Genomic DNA, 15,527 nt, shown 5'->3' with positions numbered 1-15,527 from the left:
CAAGGCCGGGCCCTCCAGTGACTCCTTACCGCCCTGACCTGCAGACACTCCCCTGCCAGGCGACATAGAGCGCCGTCGACTGCTGCTCAATTTGGCTGAGCACTCCGCGTGAAACGGGACGCTGCATCACCTGTGACCTGCGTCAACGTGGAGCCGCAGGTGGGCGCGGATGCCGTTGGGTGCAGCTCGGCGCAGTTCGGTGCAGTTCAGCGTCGTTCAGCGCACCCCGTTGCTCCCAGCCCGCTCCCCCATCGATCATCGATGGGCGATCGGCGGGCGCCGACACGGTTGCCGTCGGCCGTCGAGGCTCCTCGATCCCACCTCGCCCACGCGCTCGCCAAATGAGCAGTGTCAGCATTCTGTCCGCTGGTGCAGGGGCGATTCCGCCGGTAGGCGCGTTCGTCTGCCGTTACCCCTGCGGCGGCAGCCCTTGCGAACGCGCTACCTCGGTGGCGTAACCGGTCAAAGCTGTTCGACGACCTGCCGCAGTTCCGGGTTGAGTGTCCAGCCGTGCGCGCCGAGCAGTCCGCGCAGCTCGGCCAGCGCGGAGCGCGCCGGTATGCCGGTGGTCAAGGTCGTGTAGCGGGCGGCGACCGCCGGCGTGCGACTCTGACCGGCGGCGCAGTGCAGCAGCACCACATGGCCCTCCTTACGCAACTCGAGCACCATCCGGGCGGCCTGATCGACCACGAAGTGCGGCTGCGCATTGGCTCCGGGCTGGTCGACCAGCCACGTTGACACCCGGTTGACGACGGCCACGTCGTCGAAGTCGTCACAGCCAACGCGACACAGGGAGACCACCGCTCCGGCGCCCGCCGCGGCCGCGTCGGTGTGGAGGTTGCCGAGGATCACCCCGGGATCGTGCGGATGCGCCAGCGTCAACGGTGCAACCGGTTGCCGTGGCGCGCGGGCGCAGCCCGGCCAGCCGGCGTGGTCGGTCCTGCCACCTTGGGCCGTCAGCACGGCCAGGCGGATGAGGTCCGCCGCGCGCCGGTTCGGCCACCCGTGAACGATGCGCTGCCAGGCCAGGGGCACCGCGGAGGAGCCCCACCGGGCGCCGAGCAGTGCCCCGGCGATCGCCGCGACCGTGTCGGTGTCGTCGCCGACACGCACCGCTGCGGTCAAGGCGCGTTCGAGATGCTGGCAGGGGAAACTGCCGTGGCCTGGGTTGTGGTCCGGGACGTCGGTGTGTGTGATCGCCGACCAGGCGGCCTGCAACGCGGCGACCACGAACCCGTTGGGACGGAACTGCTCCGGCGGCTTGGACTCCGCCTCGGCCAACCAACTCGACCATTGTGCACGGCGTTGCGCGGGCAGCAGGTCCAGACCCTCGCGTACGCCGTTGAAGGTCCCGTCGAGAACCGCCCGGCGTATTCCGGCGCACCACAGCACACACGCGTCCGCGGCCAGGGGGTCGTGATGGGTCAGCTCACTGACTGCCCGGGCGGCTTCCGCGAGGGCCTCCGGCTCGCCGAGATAGGCCAGCGCAACCGGTGCGGTGCGCATCAGGGACCCGTTACCCGCGCTGCGGCCCGTTCTCTTGTGCAGCTCCGCGGCTGCGTCTCGCATCGCCGCGGCGGTGCCCGCTCCGCTCACCTGCGAGACCGCGCCGAGGACCTGCCGGGTCTGTGCCCCGATATCGCTGGCGCCCTCCCGTTTCCACCGGAGAAAGTTGCCGGCGATGCGGTCGAGGGCGTCGCTGCTGCGCAGATCCGCCCCGGTGGCGGACACCTCCGCGATGCACATTGCCATCTGGGTGTCGTCGCTGTACTCACCGGGCGCGTACGGGCCGAGCCCACCGCCGCGCATCGCGGGCTGTTCGCTGACCGCAAGCGGCGGTTGGAACTCGTACGGCACGCCCAGCGCATCACCGCACGCCGCAGCGAGGAGAACACCGGCAGCCCGGTCGCTTTGGATCGCGTCCAGCCGCACAGCCGCTGTCATCAACTCCCCCACGGTCGCAACTCCCCACGTCCTCATCCGCCTGCCCAGCCCGACGACCATACTGCGACAGCGCGGCTGCAGCATCCTTACCCCGGCCGGGCTGCCGCCCGCCGGGTCGGCACTGCGCGGCCGTCACGCTCATGCCGCCGATCGTTCGCGTGAAGCGCCGAGGCCCGGCAACGACCATCGGAGTGTCACAGCGCGGTGATTCACTACCGTCCGCCAGGCAACCTCTGCTTGCGTACCCGCCGTGGCCGCTGAAGGAGACAACATGCACATCTCCGCACATCTGGATGTTGACGTGCTGGCACTGGAGACCGACGACCAACTGTCCGTGCTCGTCGAACTGACCGCACCCGCGGCGTCGACCCGCGACGCCGCCCGCCCGGCATCCACACTGCAGGTGGTGCTCGACCGCAGCGGCTCGATGGCCCGTGGCCGCCTCGACGGCGCGAAGACCGCACTCATCGGCCTGATCGACAAACTCGATCCCGGCGACAACTTCGGGCTGGTCGCATTCGACGACCGAGTCGAGGTAGCGGTCGCAGCCGGGCCGCTCGCCGACAAGCAGGCGGTCAAACACGCAATCTCCAAGCTCGACGCGCGCGGCAGCACCGACCTGTCCGCCGGCTACCTACGCGGGCTGCAGGAAGCCGCCCGCATCGCCGGGCCGGCCGGTGCGAACGTGCTGCTCATCTCCGATGGGCACGCCAACGCCGGCGTCACCGACCCCGACACGTTGTGCGCCATCGCCGCCAAGGCCCACGCCGACAACATCACCACCTCCATCCTGGGCTACGGACTCGGCTACGACGAACGGCTCATGTCGGCGATCGCCCGCGGGGGCTCCGGCAACGAACTCTTCGCCGAAGAAGCCGACACCGCGGGCGCGCTCATCGCCGGCGAGGTCGACGGCCTGCTATCCCAGAGCGTCCAAGCAGCGTCGCTGCTGATCCAGCCCTCACCACACGTACGCGCGATCCAGATCGTCAACGACATGCCCGCGACCACCACCGGTGACGGGCTACTCGCCGAACTCGGCAACTTCTACGCCGACGAAACCCGCAAACTGCTGCTGACCTTCGACATCCCCGCCATCGCCACCCTCGGACTGGCCCAGGTCGCCACGTGCCAGTTCACCTGGGTCGAGCTGCCCACGCTGGCCCAGCACACGCTCACCCTGCCGCTGCACGTCAACGTCGTCCCCGGTGACCAGACCGCAGGACGGGTACCCGACCCGACCGTACGCACCGAGCTGGTCTACCTGCGGGTACAGCAGGCCAAACGTCGCGCCTCCGGCCACCTCAGCGCCAGTGCCCCCGCCGCAGCGCTCGCCGAGATCCGTCAGGCGCAGGACGCCCTCTCCGACGCCCTACCTGTAGCTCCAGCCCACCTGCACGACGACCTGACCGAAGAGGCAACCGCCCTGGCCTACCTCGCCGACCAGACCGAGCACGGAATGATCGCCCGCGCGGCGAAATACTCGTCCATGGATGCCGCGTACAAGTCAAGCAAGCGCGGCAGGACCCGCCCACCATCGACCGAGCCGAACTGACCGTGCCGCGGGCAAGGGACTGAGGGGGACCGCCACAGCAATGCGGCGGTTCAGACAGTGATGGTGCCTCTTGCACGGGCGCTGTCAGGTCACGACGCCCCTGCCAGTGACGTGCAGGAACGGGGCCACCCGGCCAAATCGACCACTCCCCAGCAAGGCAGCAACATCGGTCAGTCGGAGAGTCAGACCCAACCGGGAGACCTGTGGGACTCGAGAATTGAGTTATGCCGGTTGGCGTGCGGGGCTCGACGCGGGCGGGCCCGACACGATGGAGGCCATGAGCGCGTCGTTGGTCTACCTGCTGTTGCGGCAGGTCCTACAGATGTTGAGCCAGCTCGCCCGGGACGGTGGGGCCAAGGATGTGGAGATTCTGGTGCTCCGCCACCAGGTGGCGGTGCTGCGCCGCCAGGTGCACCGCCCTTACCCCGAACCCGCCGACCGGGTGGTGCTGGCAGTGTTGTCGCGGCCGCTGCCCCGCCCGCGCTGGTCGGCGTTCTTCGTCACCCCGGCCACTCTGCTGCGGTGGCACCGTGAGCTGGTCGCCCGACGCTGGACGTACCCACATGCCCGGTCGGGCCGGCCACCTGTCGACAAGCAGGTCCGTGACCTGGTACTGCGACTCGCTACGGAGAACCCCTCGTGGGGCACCGCCGGATTCAGGGCGAACTGCTCAACCTCGGTCATCAGGTGGCGGCCAGTACCGTATGGAAGATCCTCGACCGGGCCGGGATCGACCCGGCACCACGCCGGTCCGGACAGACCTGGAAGCAGTTCCTGACGCTCAGGCGCACAAGATGCTGGCGTGCGGCTTTTTCACGGTCGACACCGTCTTCCTCAAGCGGATCTACGTGCTGTTCTTCGTGGAGATCGCCACCCGCGAGGTCCACGTCGTCGGGGTGACGGCGCATCCGACCGGCGCCTGGGTGGCGCAGCAGGCGCGAAATTTGCTGATGGACCTCGATCAGCGTGCTGCTGGTCTGCGGTTCCTGCTGCGCGACCGGGATACGAAGCTCACCGAGGCCTTCGACGCGGTGTTCGCTGCCGAGGGCATCGAGGTGATCAGGACTCCGCCGCAAACGCCCCGGGCGAACTCATGCGCGGAGCGCCGGGTAGGCACCGTACGTCGCGAATGCACGGACAGGATGCTTGTCGTCGGCGAGCGTCATCTGGCGGCGGTCCTCAGCGAGTACGTGGCTCACTACAACGGCCACCGCCCACATCGTTCGCTGGGCCAGCAGCCACCGATTCCTGCGCCGCTAGTTGTTGAGCTGAGCACCGCCCGGGTTCGCCGGCGACCGATCCTGGGCGGATTGATCAACGAGTATTCGCTGGCAGCGTAGCCGAACCGGCATTACGAGCCCCACACGTCGTTCGCGCACGGGTCGCGGTACGACTTGCCGGGGACCACAAGGGCCCGCCGACATCCGGTCGCCAGGCTGGCTGGCGCGCTCGATACGACAGGGCGGTGCCGAACGCCCGCGGTCGGCGGCAACTCCAGACGATTCCTCGGTGACGAGAGCGCTACTCTCGAACACCTCGTCCGGGCCTGCGCATCCGATCAGGAATCGAGAAGCGGCGGGGCGTCGTCGGGCCATAGCCTTCTCCCAGGCAGCAGGCATCACGCCGAGCCTTGAACGACGAAGGGGAGCCCGAGAATGTCCGCGAAGAGTTCGACGACCGTGTCAGACGGCTTTAGCGCCGAGGAGCGTGCCGCGATGAAGGAGCGCGCCGCCGAGCTGCGCGCCGAGGGCAAGAAGGGCGCCAAGAAGGCCGACGAGCTGCAAGCGGTCCTCGACCGGATCGCGCAGATGGCGCCGGAAGATCGTGCGCTCGCCGAGCGCGTGCACGCGACGGTGACCGCTGCCGCCCCGGGGCTGTCGCCAAAGACCTGGTACGGGATGCCCGCCTACGCGAACCCGGACGGCAAGATCGTCGTCTTCTTCCAGGACTCGGGCAAGTTCAACTACCGGTACTCGACCGTGGGCTTTCAAGACACGGCCAACCTCGACGACGGGGACCTGTGGCCGGTGTCGTACGCGCTCCAGCAGTGGAGCCCGGCGGTAGAGAAGAAGCTTGTCGAGCTGGTGAGGGCCGCGGTGTCCTGACGGACGGCGACTGGGTTGCTGCGTGTGGCCGGCTCATACCGGGCTGCCTGACGCGTCAGGCAGCGCGAACCAGCGGCATCCAACCACCTCGCGTAGATGACCGCGCCGGCGAGGTGGGTAGAGGCGCTCGGTGCCGATCCCGCCGTTCGCGGTGACCGCAGTCGCTCACCGAGCATGAGCGGGCCTTCCGGGCCGACGACCAGGTGCTCGGCCTCACCACGGCACAGGTGAGCCGATCCGTCGGGGGACTTCCGAGGTCGCGTCTGGAAGCCGTCCCTGCAACGTGCCGGCCTGCCGGTGGCACTGCGCTCCCATGACCTGCGGCATTCCTACGCAACCTGGCTGGCCTCCGACGGCGTACCGATCAACGACGTGGCTTAGGTGATGGGGCACGAGCAGACGTCCACAACGTTGAACCGCTACACCCACTCGACCGCGGAGCGCGACCGCCGGGCGTTGAAGTCCTTTTGCTGCCTTCTCGCTGCATCAAGGCAACGACTGACCCTCAGATGCGAGTCAAGGCCCCTCAGTTGAGGGGCCTTGAGCTTGCCTTATTCATGGTGGACCATTCTTGGCAGAATCTGAACCACATTCCGGCAGCTCACAGGCCTAAGGTAGTCGTTTCGGCGGTTCGACGTCGCGCTGTGGGCCAACGATGACAGGGCTGGCTGAGGGCTAGCTGACGGCGCCAGGATCAGCGAGATCAAGGACGCCCGACCGACGTGGAGTGGGTCGGGCTCAGGCCACAACCGCTCGCCTTGGCGTGTCCTGTCGATCTTGTAGTGGTTGATCGTTGACGCTGTGCCGGTGGTGCGTCGTGGTGAGGTGACAGACGAGGCGTGGGCGGTGATCGCGCCGCTGCTGCCGGAGAGGGCAGCGGTCGGGGGCGGTGGCGGTGGCGGTGGCGGTGGCGGGATCACCGGACCAGGTCGCCCGCCGGGCCGCCAAGGGCAGCGCCGGCGGGCGGCCACCGACCTTCGACCGGGTGACCTACAAGAAGCGCAACGTCGTGGAACGCTGCTTCAACCGCCTCAAACAGTGGCGGGATCGCCACCTGCTACGCCAAACGTACGTCCCCCTACCGGGCCAGCCTCGTCCTGATCGCCGCCGTCATCTGGCTTCCATGATCGACAGGACAGGCCCTAGTCCAGGCTGTGCCGGCAGGTGATTCACCCTGCCGGCACGCCAATGTCGGCTTGCGGGGCAGGAGGCGAAAGCCTCACGACCCGCAGTAGATGTCAGGGCTTGAGGATCAGCCGGATCGGGCTGCCTTCCTTCTTCACCAGCCGTTCGACGCCTCGGGGCGCCTCGGACAGCGGGAGCACATCGCTGATCGACCCGGAAAGGTCGAGGCGGTGGTGGCCCACCAGGGAGACGAGCTGCTCGACGTGCTCCGGTGCGCTTCCGTAGTGGCCGCGGACCTGCTGCTTCAGATAGCTGAACAGGGTCGTCTGGTGAATGGTCAGCGGTTGGGGTGCCAGTCCGACCAGGACCAGCCGGCCCTCGTTGGCGAGGACGGCTTGGGCCTGGGTCCAGACCGGCGGGGCACCTGCCAGGTCGAAGGCGACGTCGAGGCCGCGCCCGCCGGTGATCCGGCGGACCTGCTCGGCGAAATCGGCGGCGCCGGGGTCCAGGACGTGGTCGGCACCCAGGGCGAGGGCCCGCTTCCGGGCATCCGGGATCGGATCCACGGCGACGATCGGGGCGGCCCCGACGAGACGCAGCAACTGGACGGCATGGGCGCCCAGCCCGCCCAACCCCCACACGCCGACGGCTTGGGTGGGGCGTACGTCACCGGTGCCGACGATGGCACCCCAGGGGGTGGAGACCGCGTCGGGAATGATCGCGGCCTGTTCCAGGGGAAGGTCGTCGGGTACGGCGACGAGGGTGAAGTGGTCGGCGATGGCGTACTCGGCCCAGCCGCCGTCGTAGTCGACCCCGCGGGTCAGCGGGTGCTGGCACTGGCCCACCCGCCCCAGGAGGCAGGGCGGGCAGGCGCCGCAGGGCTGGCCGGCCTGCAGCAGCACGCGCCGCCCGACCTGCCATTCGGCGGGTACCTGTGCACCGACGGCGTCGATTACGCCGGCGACCTCGTGCCCGAGGGTCACCTTCTCCACGGCGGTGTCCAGTCGCAGGCTGCCGTCGATGAGGTGGACGTCGGACAGGCAGATCCCGGCCGCGGCGACCTTGATCCGCACCTGGCCCGGTCCCGGCTGCGGAACGGGTACCTCCTCCATCGCGAACGTGCCGGTCTTGTAGTCGAGCCGGCCGGCAAGCATGGTGGACATGACCTTCTCCTTGTCTCGCGGTGCGTGCGGTTGCCCCCACCGCGCGGGGCGTGGGCGATCCGGCGCTCTCGCGCCGTATTGCCGTGGATTGGGGATCAGGCGAAGACGTCCTGCTGGTAGCGCCCGTCCGCCTCGAGCTGGTCGAGCCACTTCTCGGCGTCGTCGGCACTGCCGCCCGTACGGCTGCGGTAGATGCCCGCCAGTGCCTGCCGTACCGAAGGGGCCATCCGCCGGCCGTCACCGCAGACGTAGAGGTGGCCGCCGTTCTGGAGTGCGTCCCAGATGCCGTCGCCGTCCGCGGTCATGGCGTCCTGCACGAATCGGTACGGGTGACCGGGCACGCAGGAGAACGCCAGGTGCACCTCGGCGACGCCGGCCTGCTGCCAGGACTGCATCTCGTCGCGGTAGAACCAGTCGTGCTCGGGGTGCCGGCAGCCGTAGAACACCTTCGACAGGCCGATCTCGACACCGCTGCCCTGCTGGGCGGCGCGCTCCTCGAGGAAGCCGCGCAGTGGGGCGAAGCCGGTGCCGGGACCGACGAGGATCATCGGTGTGGCCGGGTCGGCCGGCGGGTGGAACGGCGGGGCTGGGACGCGTACGTACCCGAAGAACACGTCGCCGGGCCGCAGCCGGGCCAGGTACTGGGAGGCCAGGCCCCGGTACTCCCCGTCGCCGGACAGTGCCGGACCCTCCACCAGGCCGACGGTCAGTCGCGGCCGGTTCGGCTCGACCATGGCCGCCGAGGAGATGGAGTAGAACCGGGGCCGGATCGGCCCGGCCAGCTCCAGGAAGGCAGCCAGCGGCAACTCGACGGCGGGGAACCGCTCCAGCAGGGTGAGGACCGAGACCCGCTTGGCGAGGATATCGTCCTGATAGCGCTGACGCGCCTCGTCGGTGTCGTCGAGGTACCCCTGCAGCTGGCCGGCGGTCCACGGGCATTGCGTGTGCTCGGCCAGCGCTCGCAGGTGCATACGGGTGGCCACGTCCTGCAGCTCGACGAACTCCGTCAGCAGCAGCTCCGCGGTCACGGGCACATCGATCGGCAGGTGAGTCCCGGTGCTGGCCTCCTCGCGGCGCAGCCGGACCACCTGGTCGCGGGGTACCCGCAGCAGCCGCAGCGCCCGCGTCACCAGCCCGGGGTCGTTCTTGCCGAAGACGGCCAGGTGGTTGCCGGTCTCGTAGCCGACCCCGTCGGGCAGCTCGACGGTGATCGACAACGCCTGCGGGCGAGGCGCCTCCACGCTGAAGTCCCACAGCCCGGTCGGGTCGCCGACCAGTTCCTCGCTGGCCACAACGGTGATCGGGTACGCCTTCTCGGAAACCACTGCCGGGCGCACCTGCGCCTCGGTGAGGACCTCCAGCGACAGCCGTGGCCCGGTGCTGGCGCTGGTGTCCGCGCCGTACTGCTCGCCCAGCGCCGTCCACAGTGCGGCCATCCACGTGGTCGCCATGCCATCGAAGTCGCCGTTCGCGTCGACCTCACCGCGCGGCACGATCGGCGTGGCACCGGCCGCCAGCAGCGCCGCCTCCACCCGTTTGGGGAATGCCTGGTAGGTGATCCAGTGCGTGTTGCCGTTGCCGAGCACCGCGAACCGCACCTGCGACATCGAATCCGCGGTCAGTCCGCCGGCGGCGGCGAGGCCGTCGAAGCGCTGCGCGTTGTCGGGGGCCTTGCCGTTGTAGCTCGGCGTGACCACGACGAGGATCCCGTCGCTGGGCGGGTTGTCGGCCAGCTCGTCCAGCGTGAGCACAGTGGTGTCGAAGCCGGACTGCTCGGCCCGGCCGGCCAGCTGCCGCGCGAGATCCTCCGACGCGCCCAGGTTCGAGCCGTACGCGACGCGCAGCGTGACGCCGACGACGTTCACCGCGGCCGCCGCCACCTGTGGCTCCGGCACCGCCCGCACCTCGGTGTCGAACCGCTCGTACGGCTGGCGGGAGCGAACTCGCACCATGAAGTTCTCCGGCTTGCGGGTGAGCGTCTCCTTGACCTTGATCTGATAGTCGTTCGGGTCGGTGATCGCGAAGTTCTGCAAGACCAGGGCAAGGGCGAGCCGGGCCTCGGTGAGGGCGAACTGCCGGCCGATGCAGGCCCGCTCGCCGTTGCCGAACGGCTTGTAGGCGTGCGGGTGGTGCTGGGAAATGTTCTCCGGCAACCACCGGTCGATGTCGAACTCGGTCGGCCGGTCCCACGCCTTGGGGTGCTTGTGCAGCGCGGGGATGACGACCATGACCTGCTGGTCCTTCGGCAGCGGGTACCGGCCGCCGAGCACGGTGTCCTCGTACGGCGCCAGGGCGATCGCGGGGATGGGCCCCCACAGGCGCAGGGTCTCGTCCAGGACCCGCGGGATCACGTTCAGCTTCATGATCGTCTCGTAGGTGGGCACCGTGTCACCCGGCAGCAGCCGGTCGATCTCCGCGTACGCCTGGGCCAGCACGTGCGGGTTGCGCAGCAGCTGGTACAGGGCGTACGAGAGCAGACCGCTGGTGGTCTCGTGCCCGGCGATGAGGAACGTCACCACGTTGTTGCGGATGTTCTCGTCGGACAGCGGCTCGCCGGTCTCGGGGTCGACCGCGTTGAGCATGAGGCTGAGCAGGTCGCGGCGATCATCGCCCCCACCCGCGCGGCGCTCGCGGATGACCTCCTCGACGAGCGAGTGCATGACCCGCACGTTCTCCTCGAAGGTCCGAATCTGCCGGCGCCGCATCGCGGTGACGAACGGCGGCTGCTTCAGCCGCCCCATGGCCTCGTGCAGAGAGTCCGCCAGGGCCTGCAGGAACGGGTGCACCTCCTCGCTGCCGAAAGAGTCGAACCGGTAGTCGAAGCCGGTGATCCCGATCGTGTCGAGGGTCAGCCGGGTCATGTCGGCGACCACGTCGAGGTCCTTGCCTTCGTCGCGCCGCCACTTGCCGACCAGCGCGTCGGCAACCTCGAGCATCTCGGGGAAGTACGACTTCATCGACCGCTGGCTGAAGGCGGGCATGAGGATCCGGTGCGCCTTGCCCCAGTTCGGCTCGTCCCCCCTCGCGGTGAACAGGCCGTCCCCGGCGATCGCCCGCACGTCACTGTGCGGCTTCTCGATCGGCTTGTAGAAGCGCGACTCGTCGCACAGCTCCGCCACCAGGTCCGGGTCCGATACCAGGACGAGCTCGCGGCCGGGCAGCGCGAGCCGGTAGATGCCCTCGGGGAACTGACCGGCCATCTCCTCGAAGAACGCCGCCGGCCCGTCGGACGGGATCTGCAGCGCATTCCCGACGATCGGAATCCCCCGCGGGGCGGGGATGGTCTTGAGGTTGCTCGACACGTGGACTCCTCCCTGAGCAGTTGCCGGCGGTGACCGGCCAATGGATCCGGGTGCCGGACGCCAGCCATACGCTGTATGGCTGCTGCTACCATACGGTGTATGGCTACGACCGGACAGGCCCCAAGCGGCCGAGGAGACGCACGTCTCACCGAACAGGGCATCTACACCGCGGCGCTCCAACTCATCGACGCCGACGGGGTGGGCGCGCTGAGCATGCGGAAGCTGGCCGCGGTGCTGGGCGTCAACCCCATGTCGCTCTACCACCACGTGCCGAACAAGGCCGCGCTGCTGCGCGGCGTCAAGAACCTCGTCGCCGCGCAGTTCCAGCCGCAGGTCGACGGCGGTGCCTGGCAGGAACAGCTGTACCGGTTCGCGAGAGACTTCCGAGCGCTGGCGCACCGGCACCCCAAACTCATCGTGCACAGCCTGGCCAGCCCGGACTTCATCGAGCCGGAAGACCCGTTCTGGACCGGACTGACCGGCATCCTCAACAGCACAGGCGTGCCGGCCGCGGAGGTCGCCCCCGTCGGAGCGGTCCTCACCAGCCTCTTCTCAGGCTTCCTCCTCGCCGAGGTCAACGGAACCCTCGGTCGCCTCGCCGCCATGCGACCCGCACCGGGCCGGGCGGGATCGACCGCTGCACCGCGCGCAGACGCGGACGCCAATGACAGTTTCGAGTTGGCGGTCCAGACCCTCATCGCGGGCCTCGAGGCTCACCTCCCGCCCGCAACCGCCCGCTGACTTCCACCTGTGGCCCGTGACTTCGTCGGTGGGTCCCGGACGCCCTACGGCGATCAAGGAGAAGGATCAGGAGTCAGCTCGCCGGCACTGCATGCCGCGGGTGCATTCCCTTGGCTTCCTCCTGCCCCGGCAGGTTGATGCATTGCGACCCCTGGCTCGGCCTTGCAACCGTTACCTGGTCCGGGTCCCTGGCTTGCGGTTATCCGCAGTCCACGACGTAGCAACGCCAGGCGGCGAGCGGCGGCCGGGTACGGAAGGGCTTCCGCCAAGGCGGCCGCCCGGCGGAAAGCGTCCGCCGCATCCCGCTCGCGGCCCAGCTCCGCCAGGGCGGCAGCGTGCACCGTCCGCGCGTCCGTCTCCGCAAGCCGCTCCCCCGCCCGCTCCGCGCGCGCAGCCTCCGCCGCCGCCACCTCGACAGCCTCCTGGACGCGCCCGCATGCCAGCCACGCGCGACGGTGGCGGTGGCGTAGCGCTGCTCCTGCCGCTGGGCGGCGACATCGGGCCGGGCAGCGAGCCGCTCGACCGGGTCCCGGCCGCCGGTGACCTTGACGGCGTTTGCGATCCAGTACGACTCGCAGCCGAGCTTCGCCTGGTCCAGGTAGCGGGTCAGCGAGCTCTGATCCGGGCGGCCTCGGCGCGCAGCGCCTGGTACGCGGCGGCCTTCCGCTCCTTGCCGCGCTGGCGAGTGGCACTGGACAGATCGGGACGGCCGTCGAGGATGACGAAGAAGGTCGCCTCCTGACCGGCGGCAACGGCGGCGGCGAGACCCGGGTCGACGGCCGCATGGTGTCGGGGTGCGGCGGCCGCGGCCGGCGCGGCAAGCCCGCCGACGACGGTGACGGCAACCGCTGCCCAGGCGGTGGCTGCTCGCCACAGGGGTGAACGGGGCAAGTGCATCTATCGGCGCGAGGGGCGTCGGATATGGCAGGTTTATCGCCTGCCGCCCCGGATACTCCGCCTCGTGTTTCCTGGCCGGGAGTCTGGGATTGCCGAGGCAGGCGAACGCCGTGCGCGCCTGCGGCGGCAAACCAGACTGATGACCGATGGATGAGCCGGGCCGCGAGCGGCGCGTACGGGAGGAGGTCAGCTGGCACCGGGCGACGATCCTCGAGCTGTTCTTCGACCTCGTCTTCGTCTTCGCGCTCAACCGGATCAGCTTGCGGCTGTTGGACGACTTCCATTCCGGGCGGCTCGGGTTCAGTCAGTTCGCTGAGACCCTGCTGCTGTTTCTGGGGCTCTGGTTCATGTGGCAGACCACCGCTGCACTGACTGTGAGGGTGGCGGGGTCGGTTCAGCAGTGGTGAGCTGACAGCTGGTGGTGGCGGGCGTGACTCTTGCTCTGACTGGCTTCGTGCCTTTGGCGGGACTTGTCCGCCTGCTGCTGCCGGCGCCGGCCCGGCGGGAGACGTTGGCCTGATCAGGAGCTTGACCGCCAGTTAGCGGCTGGCGTGTCTCATCACAGTCCTGCCATCTCCGCACCGGACCGGACCCTTGCGTCCCCACGGTGAGGAGAGAACGCATGTCCATGCTGGCAGATCTGGTCGAGGTCGTCATCGGCGTCGACACCCACAAAGACACCCACACCGCCGCGCTACTGGATACCCGCACCGGCGGGGTGCTGGCCAGGGCCACGGTCGCCACCGATCCGGATGGCTACGCGCAACTGGTGGCCCTGGCCGAGCAGCATTCGGGGCTGCGGGCCTGGGCGCTGGAAGGCTCCGGTGGCTACGGCGCCGGCCTGGCCCGGCACCTGGCCGACGCCGGTGAACTGGTCGTCGAACTGGACCGTCCGCTGCGCCCGGCCCGCCGCGCCGGGGCGAAGTCCGACCCGATCGACGCCGAACGCGCCGCTCGCGACGCCCTGGCCCGCACGCGGCTGGCTCAGCCCAAGACCGGGGCGCAACGAGCAGCGCTGCAGGTGCGGCTGACCGCCCGCCGGGCGGCCGTGGAAGCCAGCGCCGACGCCCAGCGGCAGCTGCACGCGTTGGTGATCACCGCTCCTGAGGTGGTGCGGGCCCGCTTCCGCGGCCAGAGCACCCGGATCATGCTCACCACCGCCACCCGACTGCGCCCTACCACCAGCGCAAATGTTGACGTGTTCACCTGCCTGACCGTGCTGCGGGACCTCGCCCGCCGCGTCCGCTTCCTCGAAGCCGAAGCCGCCGACCACGAAAAGGCGATCCGCGCGATCGTCCGCACCTGGCGACCGGACCTTCTCACCCTCACCGGCGTCGGACCGATCGTCGCCGCCACCGTGCTCACCGCCTGGTCCCACCCCGGGCGCTGCCGCGACGACGCCGCGTTCGCCATGCTCGCCGGCGCCGCGCCGATTCCCGCCTCGTCGGGAAAGACCGTCCGCTACCGGCTCAACCGCTCAGGCGACCGCCAACTCAACCGCGCCCTGCACACCATCGTCCTGACCCGGCTACAACGCGACGAACGCACCCGCGCCTACGCCGACCGCCGCCGCGCCCAAGGCAAAACCGACCGCGAGATTAAACGCTGCCTCAAACGCTACGTCGCCCGCGAAATCTACCGACGCCTGGAAACCCCGCCCCAACCACTTGACGCGGCATAGGAGCGTCCAGTCGGGTGAATCCGGATTCGCGGCCGGGTCAGTTCATCGTGTTCTCCTCGATGGCCGGTGCCACCGTGATGGCCGTTTCGGTCCCGCAGGGGTTCGAGGGACGAGCTCTGGTCTTCGCCGGCGCCTGGGTCGCGGTCCGGCTCAGCCGTCTGTTGCTCTACCTCCTGGTCAAGCAAATGAGGACCGGCACGTCCGCACTACCGGGCCTCCTGTCGCTCGCCGGGAGCAGCATTCCGTGGATCGCTGGAGCGTTGGTGCACGACCGGCTGCTACGGGGTGGGCTGTGGGCACTTGCGCTGGCCATCGAGTTCCCCGGGTTCGTGCTCGGCTTCAGTCAGTGGGCCGGCAGTCAGGTCGCGGGCGAGCACCTCGGCGAGCGGTTGCAGCAGATTTTCTTGATCAGCTTGGGTGAGGCTGTCTTCGTGTCCGGCCGGGCGTTCTCCGACAGCGACCTAGCTCTCCCGCACGGGATGGGGTTCGCCCTGGCCTTCGTCGGCATCGTGCAGCTGTGGCGCGTCTACTTCTACCGAGCCGGCCTGCTCCTGCCGCTGGCCATCACCGCCGCCCGTGACCCGAGCCGGCAAGCCGTGGCGGCCGCCTTGAGTCATCTGATCATGATCTCCGGTGTCGTCCTCGCTGGTGTCGGTTTCGAGCTGTACATCATCGAGCCCAACGGCCGGCCGGAACCGAACTGGCTCGTGGCCATCCTCGGCGGTCCGGCACTTTTCCTGGTCGGGCGGGCTCCCTTCGAACTGCAGGTCTTCGGCCGGATCTCCCTGTCACGGCTGATCGGGCTCCTCGCCCTCGGCCTGCTGATCCCGGCCGTATGGCATGCTCCACCGCTGGTGGCGGGTGCCGGCGCCACGGCCGTGCTGAGCGGAATCGCCGTCGCGGACGCGCACCGCGCCCGCAGGCGAGAGCCCGAGTCACCCGCCCCGCTGATGTGAGTTCCTCGCGCAGCATGAGCCCCATCCGCTGCGTGGCGGACGCATCAGCCGCGCGTAC

12 protein-coding genes and 2 pseudogenes are annotated in these 15,527 nt (G+C 69.4%); 10 read left to right on the top strand and 4 right to left on the bottom strand.

All coding sequences use genetic code 11. The annotated features are described in order from the left end of the window. Positions 1–462: 462 nt before the first annotated feature. Complete coding sequence (locus tag EV384_RS14215; RefSeq protein WP_207232324.1) at positions 463–1,956, bottom strand: ADP-ribosylglycohydrolase family protein; 1,494 nt, start codon at positions 1,954–1,956, stop codon at positions 463–465. A 259-nt stretch (positions 1,957–2,215) separates the two neighbouring features. Here EV384_RS14215 and EV384_RS14210 point away from each other — a divergent pair, with 259 nt between their 5' ends. From EV384_RS14210 to EV384_RS35365, 6 genes and pseudogenes are all read left to right on the top strand, one after another. Continuing rightward, positions 2,216–3,499 (top strand): vWA domain-containing protein, encoded by a 1,284-nt coding sequence (locus tag EV384_RS14210; protein ID WP_130333667.1) that lies wholly within the window; start codon positions 2,216–2,218, stop codon positions 3,497–3,499. A gap of 277 nt (positions 3,500–3,776) precedes the next feature. Continuing rightward, positions 3,777–4,277, top strand: coding sequence for a hypothetical protein (locus EV384_RS35945; protein ID WP_242624048.1), 501 nt, complete (start codon positions 3,777–3,779; stop codon positions 4,275–4,277). Between the two features lie 16 nt (positions 4,278–4,293). Continuing rightward, complete coding sequence (locus EV384_RS35940) at positions 4,294–4,839, top strand: integrase core domain-containing protein (protein ID WP_242624047.1); 546 nt, start codon at positions 4,294–4,296, stop codon at positions 4,837–4,839. 315 nt (positions 4,840–5,154) lie between these two features. Next, the gene (locus EV384_RS14200) at positions 5,155–5,604 is read left to right on the top strand and encodes an iron chaperone (protein ID WP_130333665.1); all 450 of its coding nucleotides are present in this window, start codon (positions 5,155–5,157) and stop codon (positions 5,602–5,604) included. 273 nt (positions 5,605–5,877) lie between these two features. Further along, a pseudogene (locus EV384_RS14195) lies at positions 5,878–5,985 on the top strand (hypothetical protein); the annotation flags it as partial. Between the two features lie 541 nt (positions 5,986–6,526). Further along, positions 6,527–6,731: pseudogene (locus EV384_RS35365) on the top strand (IS5/IS1182 family transposase); the annotation flags it as partial. Positions 6,732–6,842: 111 nt separating this feature from the next. Here the strand turns inward: EV384_RS35365 and EV384_RS14185 are convergent. Continuing rightward, positions 6,843–7,892: a zinc-binding dehydrogenase gene (locus tag EV384_RS14185; RefSeq protein WP_130333663.1), complete on the bottom strand. Its 1,050-nt coding sequence runs from the start codon at positions 7,890–7,892 to the stop codon at positions 6,843–6,845. A 95-nt stretch (positions 7,893–7,987) separates the two neighbouring features. After that, positions 7,988–11,194, bottom strand: a complete 3,207-nt coding sequence (locus tag EV384_RS14180) for a bifunctional cytochrome P450/NADPH--P450 reductase (RefSeq protein WP_130333661.1) — start codon at positions 11,192–11,194, stop codon at positions 7,988–7,990. 99 nt (positions 11,195–11,293) lie between these two features. On the opposite strand from EV384_RS14180, the gene EV384_RS14175 reads away from it, so the two are divergent. Continuing rightward, on the top strand, positions 11,294–11,935 hold the full coding sequence (locus EV384_RS14175) for a TetR/AcrR family transcriptional regulator (protein ID WP_130333659.1): 642 nt from the start codon (positions 11,294–11,296) through the stop codon (positions 11,933–11,935). A gap of 606 nt (positions 11,936–12,541) precedes the next feature. Here EV384_RS14175 and EV384_RS14170 read toward each other — a convergent pair. After that, positions 12,542–12,832: a hypothetical protein gene (locus tag EV384_RS14170; protein ID WP_130333657.1), complete on the bottom strand. Its 291-nt coding sequence runs from the start codon at positions 12,830–12,832 to the stop codon at positions 12,542–12,544. Positions 12,833–12,978: 146 nt separating this feature from the next. Here EV384_RS14170 and EV384_RS14165 point away from each other — a divergent pair, with 146 nt between their 5' ends. The 3 genes from EV384_RS14165 (at position 12,979) to EV384_RS14155 (ending at position 15,469) form a co-directional block, all read left to right on the top strand. Beyond that, on the top strand, positions 12,979–13,239 hold the full coding sequence (locus EV384_RS14165; RefSeq protein WP_130333655.1) for a low temperature requirement protein A: 261 nt from the start codon (positions 12,979–12,981) through the stop codon (positions 13,237–13,239). Positions 13,240–13,454: 215 nt separating this feature from the next. Beyond that, positions 13,455–14,513: an IS110 family RNA-guided transposase gene (locus tag EV384_RS14160; protein ID WP_130330084.1), complete on the top strand. Its 1,059-nt coding sequence runs from the start codon at positions 13,455–13,457 to the stop codon at positions 14,511–14,513. 14 nt (positions 14,514–14,527) lie between these two features. Then, positions 14,528–15,469: a low temperature requirement protein A gene (locus EV384_RS14155; RefSeq protein WP_165439934.1), complete on the top strand. Its 942-nt coding sequence runs from the start codon at positions 14,528–14,530 to the stop codon at positions 15,467–15,469. Positions 15,470–15,527: the final 58 nt, after the last annotated feature.

The organism is Micromonospora kangleipakensis, assembly GCF_004217615.1.
In the GTDB taxonomy this organism is placed as follows: Bacteria; Actinomycetota; Actinomycetes; order Mycobacteriales; family Micromonosporaceae; genus Micromonospora; species Micromonospora kangleipakensis.
The sequence above is the reverse complement of the archived record's forward strand: the minus strand, read 5'-3'. Positions and strand labels throughout refer to the sequence as shown.